The following is a 16,403-nucleotide window of genomic DNA, read 5'->3' on the forward strand; positions in this document are numbered from 1 at the left end:
CCTCGAAGGAGCGCCATGAGCCTCACCGAAACCGCATCCTCGCCGACCTCGACCCCCGAGGCGCCGGTGATCGGGCACTGGATCGACGGCGCGCTGCGCGCATCCACTTCAGGTCGAACCGCCCCGGTGTACAACCCCGCGACCGGTGCCGTGCAGGCCGAGGTCGCGCTGGCCGATCAAGCGGAGATCGATGCGGCGATCGCGTCGGCGCAGGCCGGGTTCGAGGAATGGAGCCGCTACTCGATCGCGAAGCGGCAGACCGTGCTGTTCGCCTTCCGCGAGCTGCTCAACGCGCGCAAGGGCGAGCTGGCCGCCCTCATCACCGCCGAGCACGGCAAGGTCCTCTCCGACGCGATGGGCGAGATCCTGCGCGGCCAGGAGGTCGTCGAACTCGCCACCGGCTTCCCGCACCTGATCAAGGGCGCCTACTCCGAGAACGCCTCGTCGGGCATCGACGTGTACTCCCTGAAGCAGCCGCTCGGGGTGGTCGGCATCATCAGCCCGTTCAACTTCCCGGCCATGGTGCCGATGTGGTTCTTCCCCATCGCGATCGCCGCCGGCAACGCCGTCGTCCTGAAGCCGAGCGAGAAGGACCCTTCGGCCGCCCTCTGGCTCGCTGAGCTCTGGAAGGAGGCCGGCCTGCCCGATGGCGTCTTCACGGTGCTGCAGGGCGACAAGCTCGCGGTCGACGGGCTGCTCACCTCGCCGGAGGTGCAGTCGATCTCGTTCGTCGGGTCGACCCCGATCGCGCAGTACATCTACGAGACGGCGTCGAAGCACGGCAAGCGAGTGCAGGCGCTCGGCGGCGCGAAGAACCACATGCTCGTACTGCCCGACGCCGACCTCGACCTCGTCGCCGACCAAGCCGTGAACGCCGGGTACGGCGCCGCCGGCGAGCGGTGCATGGCCATCTCGGTCGTCCTGGCCGTCGAGCCGGTCGCCGACGAGCTCATCGGCAAGATCACCGAACGCATCGCGAAGCTCAAGATCGGCAACGGCGCGGGCGTCGACGGCATCGAGCCCGACATGGGCCCGCTCATCACGGGAGTTCACCGCGACAAGGTCTCGGGCTACGTCGACATCGCCGAGGCCGATGGCGCCGAGATCGTGGTCGACGGCCGCGGGTTCACCGTCGACGGGCACGAGGACGGGTTCTTCTTCGGCCCGACCCTCCTCGACCGCGTGCCCACCACGTCGCGGGCGTACACCGAGGAGATCTTCGGCCCGGTGCTCTCGATCGTGCGTGTGGCGAGCTACGACGAGGGCCTCGACCTCATCAACTCCGGCCGGTTCGGCAACGGCACCGCGATCTTCACCAACGACGGCGGGGCCGCCCGCCGCTTCCAGACCGAGGTGCAGGTCGGCATGATCGGCATCAACGTGCCGATCCCGGTGCCCGTCGCGTACCACTCGTTCGGCGGGTGGAAGCAGTCGCTGTTCGGCGACGCGAAGGCCTACGGCGTTCACGGGTTCGACTTCTTCACCCGTGAGAAGGCCATCACGAGCCGCTGGCTCGACCCGGCCACGCGCAACGACTCCGCCCACGGCGGCATCAACCTGGGCTTCCCCCAGAACCACTGAACACTCACCACTCCGCGGGTTGAGGAGGCGCGCCAGCGCCGTCGCGAAACCCACTACCGCAGCGGGTTTCGAGACGGCCCTGCGGGCCTCCTCAACCCACGAACGCAAGGACTTCTCTCATGACCGACACGATCGAGCTGACGGATGTCGCGACCGCGACGTTCGCCGACCGCTTCGGCACGCGGCATCCGCTGCCCGACACCGCCGCCGATGCGCAGGTGCGCGCCGACGACCGCGGCCACGTGTTCCACTCGTGGAGCGCGCAGGCCCTCATCGACCCGCTGCCCATCGCGGCGGGCGAGGGCTCGACGTTCTGGGACTACGCGGGCAACGCCTACCTCGACTTCTCGTCGCAGCTCGTGAACCTGAACCTCGGGCACCAGCACCCCGACCTCGTCGCGGCGATCCAGCAGCAGGCCGGGCGCCTCGCGACGATCCAGCCGTCGATGGCGTCGGATGTGCGCGGCGAGCTCGCCCGCCGCATCGCCGAGGTCGCGCCGGGCGACCTCGACAAGGTGTTCTTCACGAACGGCGGCGCCGACGCCAACGAGTACGCCGTGCGCATGGCCCGCGCCGTGACCGGCCGCCGCAAGGTGCTCTCGATGTACCGCAGTTACCACGGCGGCACCGCGACGGCGATCTCGCTCACGGGCGACCCGCGCCGCTGGGCGAACGAGCCGAGCGACGGCAGCGTCGCCCACTTCCTCGGTCCGTACCCGTACCGCTCGTCGTTCCACGCGTCCGACGTGGCGCAGGAGACCGAGCGCGCGCTCGCGCACCTCGAGCAGGTCATCACCCTCGAGGGCGCATCGACGATCGCGGCGATCATCATCGAGACCGTGGTCGGCACCAACGGGGTGCTCGTGCCGCCGCCCGGGTACCTGCAGGGCGTCCGCGAGCTCTGCGACAAATACGGCATCGTCTACATCGCCGACGAGGTCATGGTCGGATTCGGTCGCGTCGGCGAGTGGTTCGCGGTGAACCACTTCGGCGTCGTGCCCGACCTCATCACCTTCGCGAAGGGCGTGAACTCGGGCTACGTGCCCCTCGGCGGCGTCGTCATCTCGCAGCGCATCGCTTCGCACTTCGACACGGTGGCGTTCCAGGGCGGACTCACCTATTCGGGACATCCGCTCGCGTGCGCTGCCGGCGTCGCGACGTTCGAGGTGTTCGTGCGCGACGGCATCCTCGAGCGCGTACGCGACCTCGGCGCCCGGGTCGTCGAGCCGCGCCTACGGGCGATGGCCGCCACGCACCCGAGCGTGGGCGAGGTGCGCGGGCTCGGACTGTTCTGGGCGATCGAGCTCGTGAAGGACGCCGAGACGTGCGAGCCGCTCGTCCCGTTCAATGCGAGCGGTTCGGATGCTGCTCCGATGGGTGCGGTCGCCGCCGCCTGCAAGCAGGCAGGCCTGTGGCCGTTCATCCACTTCAACCGCATGCACGTCGCCCCTCCGCTCGTGATCACCGAGGACGAGCTCGCGCGCGGCCTCGACATCATCGACGAGGCGCTCACCGTCGCCGACGGGTTCGTTTCCGCGGGTTGAGGAGCGAAGCGTCTCGAAACCCGCGGGCGCGCGCCGGGTTTCGAGACGGGCGCTGCGGGCCCTCCTCAACCCGCGGTTTCGCCATCACGGAGTAGCATGGCGGAATCCGCGGGACCTCCGTGTCCGGAGGCTCCCAGATCCCCTGGGGAGGGCTCATGGACGACCGCCTCACCTCCGATCGGGTCGCGACCGTCGCCGCCGCGACTCCGTTCCAGCTGCTCTACGAGTTCTACCGGCTCTCGGGCTACGAGCAGCGACGACATGAGCCGGGCGTGCTCGACTTCACGTTCGGCGATCCGCACGACCCGCCCTCCGAGGCGTACGTCGAGATCCTGCGCGAGGCGCTGATCCCGCAGCACGAACTGTGGTTCGCGTACAACTTCGGCGACGCGAAGGCGATCGAGGCCGCGACCGATTCGCTGCGGCGCCACATCGACCTGCCGTTCGAGCCCGACGACGTGCACCTCACGACGGGCGGGTTCGCCGCGATCTCGATCGCGCTCAAGATCGTCGGCGACCCGGGCGACGAGGTCGTCTACAGCCTGCCGCCCTGGTTCCTGTACGAGCCCCTCGTGCTCGAGGCCGGCCTCGTGCCCGTGAAGGTGTCGATCGACCGGCAGACCCTCGACCTCGACCTCGACGCCATCGCGGCCGCGATCACGCCACGCACCCGCATCGTGATCGTGAACAGTCCCAACAACCCGACGGGCCGCATCTATCCCCCGGCGACGCTCGAACGCTTGGCGAAGATCCTCGACGAGGCATCGGAACGCAACGGCCGCCGCATCTTCCTGATCTCCGACGAGCCCTACAACCGCATCGTCTACGACGGCGCCCGCTTCCGCAGCCCGCTCGAGTTCTACCCGTGGAGCTTCCTGGCCTACAGCTACGGCAAGACGCTGCTGTCACCGGGCGAGCGCCTCGGGTACCTCGCCGTGTCCCCGACGATGCCCGGCCACGAGCAGTTCCGCGACGCGATCGAGGCCGTCCAGATCTCGGGCGGATGGCTCTTCCCCAACTCCTCGATGCAGTACGGGCTTCCGCGCCTCGAGCAGCTCGCGTTCGACATCGAGCTGTTCCAGCGCAAGCGCGACACGATGGTCGCCGCGCTCCGCGAGATCGGCTACAACCTCACGGTTCCCGAGGGCACCTTCTACTTGTTCCCCGAGTCGCCGCTCGCAGACGACGTCGCGTTCACGCAGGCGCTCGATCGCGAGGGCGTGCTCGTGCTGCCGGGGCGCATGTTCGAGACCCCCGGGTTCTTCCGCATCTCGCTGACCGCCACCATGGAGACCATCGAGGCGGGCATTCCACGGTTCGCCGCCGCATTCCGTGCCGTCGAGGCCCGGAACGCCGAAGCGGGGAGGGCCGCCGCGCCGACCGGCTGAGCGCGTCGGGCGCTAGCCTGAAACACATGGACTCACGGGCGGCGCCCGGCGGCATGGCCCGGCGAACCTTTCTCGCCGCCTCGCTGTCGGGCATCGCGGGCGTCGTGCTCGCGAGCTGCACCGGGCCGCAGCCGACACCGACGCCGGAGCCGACCGGCACGGCCACCACGACGCCGACCCCCACGCCGACCCCGCCCGTCGATGGCGTTCCGCAGCCCACCGCGATGAGCCGGTCCCGATGGGGCGCCGACCCGTTCGCCCGCGGCTCGTTCACGTTCGACGCCGCAGGCGCCGCGCCCGAACTGCGCGAGGTGCTCGCCCAGCCGGTCGGCGATCGCATCTTCTTCGCGGGCGAGGCGTGCGACCCCGATGCGCCCGGCACGCTCCAGGGTGCGCGCAACTCGGGTCTGCGCGCCGCGGCGAGCGTCGCCGGCGTGGCCGAGCCCGGTGAGCGCGTCGCCGTGATCGGCGCGGGCCTCGCCGGTCTCACGGCTGCCCGCGAACTCGTCGGGCACGGCCTCGAGGTCGTCGTGCTGGAGGCGCGCGACCGCATCGGCGGCCGCATCGACACCGTGGAGGCGGCCGGCTTCGACCGCCCGATCGAGCTCGGCGGGATGTTCGTGCGGGGAGGCACGCTGACTGCGCAGCTCGCCCAGGCCTCCGTCGAGCTGCACCCCGTCGCGCCCCCGACCGAGGCGCGAACCCCCGACGGGCTCACCGTGGCGATCCCATCGACGGGATCCGATGCGATCGCGGCCGCGCAGGCCTGGGCGGCCGCCCAGCCCGCCGCGCGCACCCGCGACCTGTCGCTCGCGACCGCGATCGTCGAATCGGGCACCGCCGCGTCGATGTCGACGACACACGACGCCGCCGGGGTCTCCCCCGCCGACTGGCTGGCCCACTCCATCGCGAGCGGCGTGGCGACGGTGACCGGGGCGACCGCGAACCGGGTCTCGGCGCTGGTCGCGTTGCCGGGGACGCGGTCCGACGTCGACCTCATCGAGGTGGGCGCCGCACCCGGAGGCGACCTCGCGACGGGCATCGCCGCGGCCCTCGAGCCCTACGCCGACGAGCTCGACATCGCCGTGATGAGCGTCGTCACCCGCATCGTCTACGACGAGCGCCGGGTGAGCCTGCGCCTCGACTCGGGCGAGTCGCTCAACGTCGACCGAGTGGTCGTGACCGTGCCGCTCGGCGTACTCAAGACCGACACGCTACGCTTCTCCCCCAGCCTGCCGTTGCTGCACCAGCGGGCGATCACCCGTCTCGGCGTCGGCATCGTCGACACCGTCTGGCTGCGTTTCGATTCGGCATTCTGGCGAACGGATAACTCGGGCCCCGGAGCATCCGTCGACGTGCTGACCGTCGTCGGCGAGACGCCGACGGTCGCCGCCTGGGTCGACGTCGGCCGTCCCGACGACGAACCCGTGCTCGTCGGGCTCATCGCCGCGACGCAGGCCGAGCGACTCGAGGCGCTCGACGATGAGCAGTTCGAGGCGGCGGTGCTGGCCGATCTCGCGCCCTTCGCGCCTGCCGCCACAGCAGGCGGTTGATCGCGACGAGCCCCGCGGTCAGCGCCACGAAGATCACGAGCACGAGCGCGCAGTAGAACGCGACGCCGACCGCGCCGCCGACCTGCGCCTCGTCGAGGAAGAAGTACGGGTACCAGCCCACGTCGGCGCCGCGCGCGAGGGTGTAGGCGAGCCAGATCGAGGGGTACACGAGCACCCACCCCACGGTCGTCCACGGCACCTTCGGGTTGACCGCGATGATGCTGTCGGCCGTCCACGCGACGATCGCGAGCGTGGGCACGACGAAGTGCAGCAGCGTGTCCGACCACGGAACGTCGACGCGGTAGTCGCGGGTCGACGCCTGCGCCACGATGATCCCGAACACGATGCCCGAGACCAGCACGTACACGGTCACCATCGTGCGGACGATGCCGAGCCACGCCGGGTCGCGCGGGGCGGCGAGGGCGTAGATGCCCGCGACGGTCAGCGTGATGACGGCGGCGAAGGCCGCCTGCACCGTGAAGTAGCTGAAGAAGTTCGCGGTCGCGAAGAAGCGGAACCCGAGCACGTACTCGAAGTTGCCGACGAGTGCGATGACCTCGAGCGCGGCCACGAGCAGCCGGAAGACGCCGAGCACCCGCCTCGCACGCACCTCACCCGGGGCGCTGCGGGAACGCGGGCCGGGCATGGCTCCACGCTAGCCCCACCCCCGTTGGTCGAGTGCGACGAAGGAGCGTATCGAGACCGGTCTGCCCCGAGGCTCACGCTCCGAACCAGCGTGCGCGTCGTGTCGCGCCGAACTCCGCTTTCTCCGCCACGTACTCCGATGAGGGTCCGAGGAGCGGCGCGGTCGGGCCGCCGGCGGCGTGGAAGTCGACGTCGACGCGTCCGACCTCGCCGTTGCCGAATTCCATGTAGCAGAGTCCGGTGCCTCCCGGCGCGAGTGCGCCGGCACCTCGGATGCTTCGCACGATGTCGTCGGCGGCGACGTGCGCGGTGCTCTCGGCGAACGTGCCGGCCTTGGGGATCCCCGTCTCGGTGCAGTCGCCGATGGCGTACACGCCGGGGTACCCGGTTCGCATCGTGCGCGGGTCGACCGCGACCCAACCCTCTTCGGCGAGCCCCGCGTCACTGAGTACGTCGGGGACCTTGTGCACCGGGATCCCGATGAACAGGTCGTACGGCTCGTCGTGGTCCTTGAACCGCGCGACCCGCGCAGCGGGATCGATGCCGTAGACCCGTCGGCGCGTCGTGTACGCGATCCCACGCTCGCCCATCGCCCGTTCGAAGGCCGCCGAAGCCTGGGGCGACACCGGGATCGGGGCCGGTTGGGGAGTGACGACGTGCATGTCGGTGACATCGCGGATGCCCCGGCCGACGAGTTCGTCGTGCAGCAGCAGGATCGCCTCGTAGGGGGCGGGCGGACACTTGAACGGAATGGAGAGGACCGCGAGCATCACCCTGCCACCGCGGAATGACCGGAGCTCGTCGCGCAACCGTTCCGCGCCGGTGACCGTGTAGTACTCGAAGCCGCCGTCGGCGAAACCCGGGGTCGCGGCGACGTCGTAGTCGGCGCCGAGCGCGACGACGATGACGTCAGGGTCGTAGGCGCCGGCGTCGGTCACGACGTGCCGGGTCGCCGGGTCGAGCGCGAGCACCTTCTCCTGCCGGAACGCCACACCGGGCGCTCGCATCGGGCGATAGGGGATCCGCACCTGCTCCGCGCTCTGGCGTCCGAAGAGGACCTCGAGCTTGGAGAAGCCGAACACGAAGTCGTCGTGCTGGTCGACGAGGGTGACCTCGACCTCGCCGGCGAGGCGCTCGGACAGGCTGCTCGCCAACTCCAGCCCGCCGAAGCCGGCGCCGAGGATCATGACGTTGGTCGGCATGCCCCCATCCTTCGCCGCGGATGACCCGGCGTCTAGGTTGAATCCGGCGAATCCGAGCCGTCCTCGTCGAGCGGCCGCAGGATGCGGTCGAGGAATCGCCTCGTGCGTTCCTCGGTCGGCTTCGTGAAGATCTGCGCGGGGGCACCGCGCTCGACGACGACACCGCCGTCCATGAACAGCACCTCGTCGGCCGCCTGCCGCGCGAAGCCCAGCTCGTGCGTGACGACGACCATGGTCCATCCCTCGTCGGCGAGCTCCTTGATGACCTGCAGCACCTCGCCGACGAGCTCGGGGTCGAGCGCACTGGTCGGCTCGTCGAAGAGCAGCAACCGTGGCTTCAGCGCGAGCGCCCGCACGATGCCGACGCGCTGCTGCTGCCCGCCCGACAGCTCGAACGGGTAGGCGTCGCGCTTGTCGGCGAGGCCCACGCGATCGAGCAGCGCGGATGCCTCGGCGATCGCCTGCGGCTTCGGCACCCGCTGCACCCGCACGGGGCCTTCGATGACGTTCTCGATGACGGTCATGTGCGGGAACAGGTTGTGCTGCTGGAACACCATGGCCGAGCGGTCGCGCAACGCGAACCGAGACGCCTTCGCGATCGGCGCCGCGAAGTCGAGCGACGGGCCGCCCTCGAAGTCGATCGTGCCCGCGTCGGGGGTCTCGAGCCCGTTCAGCGATCGCAGCACCGTCGTCTTGCCCGAGCCGCTCGGCCCGATGAGGACGACGACCTCGCCGCGACGCACCTCGAGATCGATCGAGCGCAGCACCTCGTTGTCACCGAACGACTTTCGGATGCCCCGTGCCGTGAGCAGCACCGAATCGTCGGGCGTCTCGGAGGGTGCGAGGGGGTCGCCGCCCGGGACATCCGCTCGCCGTTCATCGTCTCGCCTGCCTGGGTCGCCGCTGTTATTGGGGTCACTGCGCGACATAACGGTCCAATCGCTTCTCGAGCATGCTCTGCCCACTCGAGAGCACGAGGCAGAACAGCCAGTAGATGAGTGCCGCCTCGAGGTAGATCAGCATGAACTGGCCGCTGAACGCGGCGATGTTCTCGGCGACGCGGAACAGTTCGGTGACGAGGATGAGCGACGCGAGCGACGTGTCCTTCACGAGCGAGATGAAGGTGTTCGACAGCGGCGGCACCGACACGCGCGCGGCCTGCGGCAGGATGATGCGCCGCAGCGCCGTGCCTGGCGACATGCCGATCGTGTATCCGGCCTCCCACTGGCCCTTCGGCACCGAGAGGATCGCGGCGCGGATGACCTCGGCGGCGTACCCGCCGACGTTGAGCGAGAACGCGATGATGGCGCTCGGCCACGGGTCGAGCACGATGCCGATCGACGGCATGCCGTAGAAGATCACGAACAGCTGCACGAGCAGCGGCGTGCCGCGGATGACCGAGATGTAGAACCGGGCGATGCCCGACACCACCCGGTTCTTCGAGAGTCGCATGAGCGCCACGGCGAGCGCGAGCACGAGGCCGATCGCGAACGATGCGAGGGCGAGCGGGATGGTGCCCGTCAGCCCGCCGACCACGATCGGCCAGAACGATTCGAGGAACAGCTGCCAGCCATCGGCCACGACGGACCGCCCTTCGCGTCAGGAAACACCGTCGGCCCCGCACCTGGCGAGGCCGACGGTCACGGAACCAGAGACTACTCGGAGACGTCGGCGCCGAAGTACTTCTCGCCCAGCTCGGCGAGCACGCCCTCGGCGCGCAGCTCCTCGAGCGCCGCGTCGACTGCGGTGACGAGGTCGGCCTTGTCCTTGGTGAACGTGAGCGCGCTCAGCGACGAGTCGTCGGTGGTCGCAGCGACCTCGATGCCCGACTGGCCGTTGGTGTTCACGAAATCGAGGTAGGTGAGCTCGTCGTTGATGGTCGCGTCGACACGGCCCTGCTGCAGCAGTGCGACGGCCTGTGCCCAGCCTTCGACGGCCTCGACGTCCGCGCCCGACTCGGTCGCGAGCTCGTACCAGTTGCTCGTCAGCGACTGAGCGGTGGTCTTGCCGGCGAGGTCGTCGAAGCTCGAGATCGAGCTGTCGCCCTGGTTGACGACGATGACGCCCGACGACACGGTGTACGGCGCGCTGAACAGGTACTGCTCTTCACGCTCGGGGTTGATCGAAACCTGGTTCGCGACCACGTCGAAGCGGCCCGCGTCGAGGCCCGCGAAGATCGCGTCCCACTGGGTCTCCTGGAACTCGATCTCGAGGCCGAGCTTGTCGGCGACCGCCTCGGCCACCTCGACGTCGTAGCCGACGAGGTCGCCCGAGCCGTCCTCGTGGAAGCTGAACGGGCGGTAGGTGCCCTCGGTCGCGACCGTGAGCGTGCCGGCCTTCACGAGTCCGAAGTCGTCACCTGCGGCGGATGCCCCGGCCGAAGCCTCGGGCGCAGCGCTCGAGCATGCGGCGAGTGCGACGACGGCAGCGGAGGCCGCGGCGAGGCCGAGCAGGGTGCGGACGCGAGAGGCGCGGGTCATGGAGGCTCCGTTCATGGGGAGGTGTGCGGCCGCGGATGTGCGGCGCTCGATGCGGTCGAGTCCATCACGACCCGGCCTCATGGATGAAACGGCGTTACTCCGCGTTTCATTCCTCCCGGAGCGAACGCGCCGGGCGTTCGGGACGCGCGTCCGGTCAGAACGCGTTCAGCCCGGTGAGCTCACGGCCGAGGATGAGCTGGTGGATCTCGTCGGTTCCCTCGTACGTGCGCACCGACTCCAGGTTCGCGGCGTGCCGCATCACGGGCCACGCGTTCGTGATGCCGTCGCCCGCGAGGATCGCCCGCGCCTCGTGCGCGATCGCGAGCGCCTCGCGCACGCTGTTGAGCTTGCCGACGGAGATCTGCGCCGGCGTCAGCGTGCCGCGCTCCTTGAGCCGGCCGAGGTGCAGGGCCAGCAGGATGCCCTTCTCAACCTCGAGGAACATGTCGGCGAGCTTCGCCTGGATGAGCTGGTTCGCGCCGATCGGCCTGCCGAACACCTCGCGGTCGATCGACCGTGAGAGCGCCGCCTCGAGGCATGCACGCGCGGCGCCCATCGCCCCCCACACGATGCCGTAGCGCGCCTCGTTCAGGCAGCCGAACGGGCCAGAGAGGCCCTTCGCGCTGGGCAGGATCGCGTCGGCGTCGACCCGAACCCCGTCGAACGTGAGGTCGCACTGCACCGACGCGCGCATCGAGAGCTTGCCGTCGATCGGCGTCGCGGTGAACCCGGGCGTCGAGGTCGGCACGAGGAACCCCCGCACCGCGTGGCCCCCGGTGCCGCCGCCGAAGGACGGATCGTCGACCTTCGCCCACACGACGGCGACATCGGCGAGCGACGCGAGTCCGATCCACCGCTTCGCCCCGTCGATGACCCAGCCGTCGCCGTCACGCCGCGCCGTCGTCGTCATGCCGGCCGGGTCGGAGCCGCCCTGCGGCTCGGTGAGCGCGAAGCATCCGATGAGGTCGCCTGCGGCCATGCCGGGCAGCCACCGCTGCTTCTGCTCCTCGGAGCCGTACTTGTGGATCGCGCTCATCGCGAGCGACCCCTGCACCGACACGAAGGTACGCCACCCCGAGTCGGCGGCCTCGAGTTCGAGGCACACGAGCCCGTATGCGACGGCGCCGGCCCCGGCGCATCCGTACCCCTTCAGGTGCATGCCGAGGAAGCCGAGCTCGCCGAGCTCCTTCACGAACTCGCGGCGGAAGTGCGTCCGCTCGAAGTCGTCCTCGATGACGGGCACGATGCGCTCCTGCGCGAAGCGCCGCGCGCGCTGCTGCCACTCGCGCTCGTCTTCGCTGAGCAGGGCGTCGAGGTCGAACACGGCGTCGATGCGCGGTGCGGTGGTCATCGTGGTTCCTTTCGGGGGCGGAGGGTCACTGCGCGGAGGTCTCGAGCCAGTCGGCGCCCGCGTGCTCGTCGAGCGCGGGCGGAGCGGTTCGGTGGGCGGCGGGGTTCGCGGCGAGTCCGATCGGGTTCGCGACCGTGCGGCTCGTGTGCCCGGCTTCGGTCGCGATCTCGGCGACCGGGTCGAGCCCGAGTCCCGCGGCGAACGCGATCGCCTCGCCGACGTCGTTCACGAGTCCGGCGGGAACGCCGACCGCTGCGAATGCGGCGATCCAGTGGTCGGCGGATGCCCCGGCCAGCCGTTGCTCGATGAGGGCGGTGAGCTCGGGGCGATGCGCAACGCGATCGGCGTTCGTCGCGAACCGCGGGTCGTCGAACCCCGCTGATCGAGGAGCGCCCGACGAAGGAGGACGCGCCCCCGCCGATCGAGTAGCGCCCGACGAAGGAGGACGCGTATCGAGATCCGTCGGAATCTCGAGCACTCCGGCGAGCGCGCGGAACTGCTTGTCGTTGCCGACGGCGATCACGAGCTCGCGGTCGGCGGCGTGGAACACCGCGTACGGCGCGATGCTCGGGTGCGCGTTGCCGAGCCGACGCGGCGCGGTGCCGGTGGCGAGCGTCGAGGCCGCCTGGTTCGTGAGCGCCGACAGCAGGCTCTGCAGCAGGTTCACCTCGACCAGCTGGCCGACACCGGTGCGGTCGCGCTCGCGCAGCGCGAGCAGGATCCCAGCGAACGCGTTCTGGCCGGTGAGCACGTCGACGAGGGCGACACCCGCCTTGGCCGGATCGCCGTCGGGCGCGCCCGTGATCGACATGAGCCCGCCGACGGCCTGCACGAGCAGATCGTACCCGGCGAGCACGGCGCCCTCACCGGTGCCGAAGCCCGTGATCGAGCAGTACACGACGCCCGGGTTCGCTCGGCGCACCTCGTCGAACGAGAGCCCGAAGCGTGCCATGACGCCGGGCCTGAAGTTCTCGATCACGACATCGGCCGAGGATGCGAGGCGGTGCGCCTCGGCGCGGCCCGCGACATCCGTCAGATCGAGCGCGACCGAGCGCTTGTTGCGGTTCACGCTGCCGAAGTAGGTGGCCTGGCCGGTCGCATCGACCGGCGGCGTCCAGTGCCGGGTGTCGTCGCCGGCAGGCGGCTCGATCTTCACGACGTCGGCGCCGAAGTCGGCGAGCATCATCGTCGCGTAGGGGCCCGCGAGCACGCGGGAGAAGTCGGCGACGCGGATGCCGCGGAGCACGCCGTCTGCCATTGCGCCACCTCCGCCTTCGCCGGCACGACCACAGGCCACGATACCGAGCGCCAGTTCCGGTCGCTTGTACGCGCTGTCGATCCGATCAGGGCAATCCGCCACCACGTCGAATTCCAGCTCGGTCGCTCTCGGCATAGGCTGGGGACAGGCCTAACGACAGAGGAGTCCCATGAGCTACGCCGTGGTCAATCCGGCTACCGGAGAGACGATCAAGACCTTCCCCACGATCACCGACGCCGAACTGACGGCGGCGATCGCCTCGGCCGACGAGGCGCACCGCACCTGGTCGAAGGCGTCGAGCGTCGAGGAGCGCGCCGCGCTCGTTCGCCGCGTAAGCGAGCTGCACACCGAGCGCCGCCAGGAGCTCGCCGAGATCATCGTTCGCGAGATGGGAAAGCCCATCGAGCAGGCGCTCGGCGAGGTCGACTTCGCCGCCGACATCTACGGCTACTACGCCGACCACTCGGCCGACTTCCTGAAGGACGAGCCCATCACGCTGCTCGCCGGCGACGGCTCTGCGGTCGTGCGCCGCTCGTCGCTCGGCGTGCTGCTCGGCGTCATGCCGTGGAACTTCCCGTACTACCAGGTCGCCCGCTTCGCCGGACCGAACCTCATCATCGGCAACACGATCGTGCTGAAGCACGCCGAGCAGTGCCCCGAGTCGGCCGCGGCGATCCAGCAGATCTTCCTCGACGCCGGCTTCCCCGCGGGCGCGTACGTGAACATCTACGCCACGCACGACCAGATCGCGACCGTCATCGCCGATCCGCGCGTGCAGGGCGTCTCGCTCACGGGCTCCGAGCGCGCCGGTGCCGCCGTCGCCGAGATCGCCGGGCGCCACCTCAAGAAGGTCGTGCTCGAGCTGGGCGGTTCCGACCCCTTCATCCTGCTCTCGACCGACGACCTCGACACCGCCGTGCAGAACGCGGTCGATGCACGCCTCGACAACAACGGCCAGTCGTGCAACGCCGCGAAGCGCTTCATCGTCGCCGACGAGTACTACGAGCCGTTCCTCGAGAGGTTCACGGCGAAGCTCGCCGAGATCGAGACGGGCGACCCCACCTCGGCCGACACCGCGCTCGGCCCGCTGTCGTCGCTCAAGGCTGCCGAGGGCCTCGACGCCCAGGTCAAGCGCGCGGTCGAGCACGGTGCGACCCTCGTGCACGGTGGTGCCCGCGACGGCGCGTTCTTCCAGACGACCGTGCTCACCGATGTCACGCCCGAGAACCCCGCCTCGAAGGAGGAGTTCTTCGGACCGGTCGCGCAGGTCTACCGCGCGAAGGACGAGGCCGACGCCGTTCGCCTCGCGAACGACATCCCGTTCGGCCTCGGCTCGTACGTCTACACGACCGATGAGCAGCAGGCGCAGCGCGTGGCCGACGGCATCGAGGCCGGCATGGTGTTCGTGAACGTCGTGCTCGCCGACGGCGCCGAACTGCCCTTCGGCGGCGTGAAGCGCTCGGGCACCGGCCGCGAGATGGGCCGGCTGGGCGCCGACGAGTTCGTGAACAAGAAGCTCATCCGCATCGGCTGACCTCACGCGCCCGCCGAGCCGCGTACCGAAAACAGGAACGGATGACCCGAGTCGGGTCATCCGTTCCTGTTTTCGTGTCCGCCTCGGCGTGTCTGCCTGTTTTCGTGACGCACCGCAGCGGTCGCGAGGCGGCGACGGCGGCGGCGGCGGCGAGACGAGCCGATAAGCCGGGCCGCGAGCGGCGCTACTCCGTGACGGCTGGAACCTCTCGGTCGGTCGACTCGTCGAGCGCGTCCTCGGCGACGCCCTCGAAGCGCGTGCCGTCGTCGTCGAGCCCGACGAGTTCGCCTGCGACGGGCGCGGGCTCGGCGTTGCGGGCGACCGCGGTTGCGGCGGCGGCGCCGGCGGCCGTGCCGCCCACGAGCGACCCGATGAGCTCGCGGATGCCGACGCCCATCGTCGAGCTGAGCATCGCATCGACCTCGGTGATGCCCGAGACGGCGTTCTTCGCGAGCTGCGACGCGCCGTCGGTCGACACGACCGTGAGCTGGTCGATGTTCGACATCGGCGCGGCGAGCTCGCGGGCGATGAGCGGCAGCGCGTCGATGAGGCGCATCTGCAGCAGCGCCTCGGACTGCTGGGCGACGGCCTCGGCGGCGGCCTTCGTCGCGGCCGCCTCGGCGGCACCCTTGGCGTGGATGGCGTCGGCCTCGGCGAGACCTTCGGCCTTCAGCGCCTCGGCCGACGCGGTGCGGGCGACGCGGTCGGCATCGGCGGCGATGCGCACGGCGTCGGCGGCCGCCTCGGCCTCGACCTTCACCTTGTAGGCCTGCGCGTCGGCGACGGCTTTGACCTCGGAGTCGAGCTCCGCCGCGCGCAGCGCGGCCTTCTTCTGCGCCGTGATCTCCTGCTGGGCCACGACCTCCTGCTGCGAGAGCGCCTCGGCGAGCGGGCGGGCCGCGGCGGCCTCGGCGGTCGCCTTGTCGGTCTCGCGCTGCAGCGCGGCCTTGCGCTGGGCGAGTTCGGCCTCGCGCTCAGCGACGGTCTGCTCGGCGGCGATGACCGCCTCGCGGGCCTCGCGCTGCGCCTCGGCCTCGGCGATCTCGGCCTGCTTTCGCACCTTCGCCTGCTCGGCGCGGCCGAGGTCGTCGATGTAGCCGTTGGTGTCGGAGATGCCCTTGATCTCGAACGAGTCGACGTCGAGGCCCTGGTTCACGAGCGATTCGCGGGCGACGCCGAGCACCGCTGCCGAGAGCTCGTCGCGGCGGTTGATGATCGTGAGCACGTCGGTCGCACCGATCGACGCCCGCAGTGAACCCGAGAGCACCTCCTGCGCGAACATGTCGATGTTCTTGTCCTGCCCCAGGAACCGCTGCGCGGCGGCACGGATCGATGCGGCGCTGTCGCCGACCTTCACGATCGCCACGGCGTCGACGTGCACGGTGATGCCGTTGTTCGTCTGCGCCTCAGCGCGGATCTCGATCGCACGCGAGCGCAGCGAGATCTTGTGCGCCTTCTGGAAGAACGGCATGATCCAGACGCCCTGCCCGTGCACGACGCGCTGGCCCGACTCCTCGGTGTCGACGCCGTCGACGACGCGGCGGCGCGAGCGCTTGCCGGTGACGACGATCGCCTCGTCGGGCGACACGTTGCGGTAGAGCACCTTCGCCCAGACCCACACGATGATGAGCGCGACGATGACGAGGGCGATGACGGCGAAGACTGGACTGAAGAGCAGGTCGGGCACCGGGGTTCCTTCTGTGGGGGTGGAGTAGGGCTCCGTCAAGAATGGATGCCCCGCGCTCCGCGCGCAATGGATACTTCTGCATGGGCCGAGACCGATCTGGATCTTGACCGGGCGGTCAATCAGTTCTACCGTTGAACTGTCCCCCGGACGGGGGTGCTGCCGACTCGGAGGAGGTTGGTT

Annotated in this window: 13 protein-coding genes; 5 read left to right on the forward strand and 8 right to left on the reverse strand. The window is 70.1% G+C overall.

All coding sequences use genetic code 11. The features are described 5' to 3' along the window. Nucleotides 1–15: 15 nt before the first annotated feature. From LQ757_RS13460 to LQ757_RS19310, 4 genes are all read left to right on the forward strand, one after another. The gene (locus tag LQ757_RS13460; protein ID WP_231047761.1) at nt 16–1,581 is read left to right on the forward strand and encodes a CoA-acylating methylmalonate-semialdehyde dehydrogenase; all 1,566 of its coding nucleotides are present in this window, start codon (nt 16–18) and stop codon (nt 1,579–1,581) included. A gap of 119 nt (nt 1,582–1,700) precedes the next feature. After that, nucleotides 1,701–3,125 carry an aspartate aminotransferase family protein gene (locus LQ757_RS13465; RefSeq protein ID WP_231047762.1) on the forward strand — a complete coding sequence of 475 codons (1,425 nt, stop codon included), beginning with the start codon at nt 1,701–1,703 and terminating at the stop codon, nt 3,123–3,125. A 155-nt stretch (nt 3,126–3,280) separates the two neighbouring features. Then, the gene (locus LQ757_RS13470; RefSeq protein ID WP_231047763.1) at nt 3,281–4,513 is read left to right on the forward strand and encodes an aminotransferase class I/II-fold pyridoxal phosphate-dependent enzyme; all 1,233 of its coding nucleotides are present in this window, start codon (nt 3,281–3,283) and stop codon (nt 4,511–4,513) included. A gap of 26 nt (nt 4,514–4,539) precedes the next feature. Next, nucleotides 4,540–6,066, forward strand: a complete 1,527-nt coding sequence (locus LQ757_RS19310; RefSeq protein WP_304504436.1) for a flavin monoamine oxidase family protein — start codon at nt 4,540–4,542, stop codon at nt 6,064–6,066. Here the strand turns inward: LQ757_RS19310 and LQ757_RS13485 are convergent. From LQ757_RS13485 to LQ757_RS13515, 7 genes are all read right to left on the reverse strand, one after another. Beyond that, on the reverse strand, nt 5,954–6,712 hold the full coding sequence (locus LQ757_RS13485) for a Pr6Pr family membrane protein (RefSeq protein WP_231047764.1): 759 nt from the start codon (nt 6,710–6,712) through the stop codon (nt 5,954–5,956). The genes LQ757_RS19310 and LQ757_RS13485 overlap by 113 nt on opposite strands. 73 nt (nt 6,713–6,785) lie before the next feature. Next, nucleotides 6,786–7,913 (reverse strand): NAD(P)/FAD-dependent oxidoreductase, encoded by a 1,128-nt coding sequence (locus tag LQ757_RS13490; protein ID WP_231047765.1) that lies wholly within the window; start codon nt 7,911–7,913, stop codon nt 6,786–6,788. Nucleotides 7,914–7,945: 32 nt separating this feature from the next. After that, complete coding sequence (locus LQ757_RS13495) at nt 7,946–8,842, reverse strand: amino acid ABC transporter ATP-binding protein (protein WP_304504437.1); 897 nt, start codon at nt 8,840–8,842, stop codon at nt 7,946–7,948. Then, nucleotides 8,829–9,494, reverse strand: a complete 666-nt coding sequence (locus LQ757_RS13500; RefSeq protein WP_231047766.1) for an amino acid ABC transporter permease — start codon at nt 9,492–9,494, stop codon at nt 8,829–8,831. Before LQ757_RS13500 ends, LQ757_RS13495 begins: the two co-directional genes overlap by 14 nt. 74 nt (nt 9,495–9,568) lie before the next feature. Beyond that, nucleotides 9,569–10,393 (reverse strand): amino acid ABC transporter substrate-binding protein, encoded by an 825-nt coding sequence (locus tag LQ757_RS13505; protein WP_231047767.1) that lies wholly within the window; start codon nt 10,391–10,393, stop codon nt 9,569–9,571. A gap of 154 nt (nt 10,394–10,547) precedes the next feature. After that, a complete protein-coding gene (locus LQ757_RS13510; protein WP_231047768.1) occupies nt 10,548–11,744 on the reverse strand; it encodes an acyl-CoA dehydrogenase family protein in 1,197 nt (398 codons plus the stop codon). A gap of 25 nt (nt 11,745–11,769) precedes the next feature. Beyond that, complete coding sequence (locus tag LQ757_RS13515; RefSeq protein WP_231047769.1) at nt 11,770–13,002, reverse strand: CaiB/BaiF CoA transferase family protein; 1,233 nt, start codon at nt 13,000–13,002, stop codon at nt 11,770–11,772. Between the two features lie 169 nt (nt 13,003–13,171). Here LQ757_RS13515 and LQ757_RS13520 point away from each other — a divergent pair, with 169 nt between their 5' ends. Continuing rightward, nucleotides 13,172–14,536, forward strand: a complete 1,365-nt coding sequence (locus LQ757_RS13520; RefSeq protein WP_231047770.1) for an NAD-dependent succinate-semialdehyde dehydrogenase — start codon at nt 13,172–13,174, stop codon at nt 14,534–14,536. A gap of 184 nt (nt 14,537–14,720) precedes the next feature. Here the strand turns inward: LQ757_RS13520 and LQ757_RS13525 are convergent, their stop codons facing one another. Continuing rightward, on the reverse strand, nt 14,721–16,223 hold the full coding sequence (locus LQ757_RS13525) for a flotillin family protein (RefSeq protein WP_231047771.1): 1,503 nt from the start codon (nt 16,221–16,223) through the stop codon (nt 14,721–14,723). Nucleotides 16,224–16,403 lie beyond the last annotated feature (180 nt).

Origin of the sequence: Agromyces cavernae, from assembly GCF_021044935.1 — a bacterium.
In the GTDB taxonomy this organism is placed as follows: Bacteria; Actinomycetota; Actinomycetes; order Actinomycetales; family Microbacteriaceae; genus Agromyces; species Agromyces cavernae.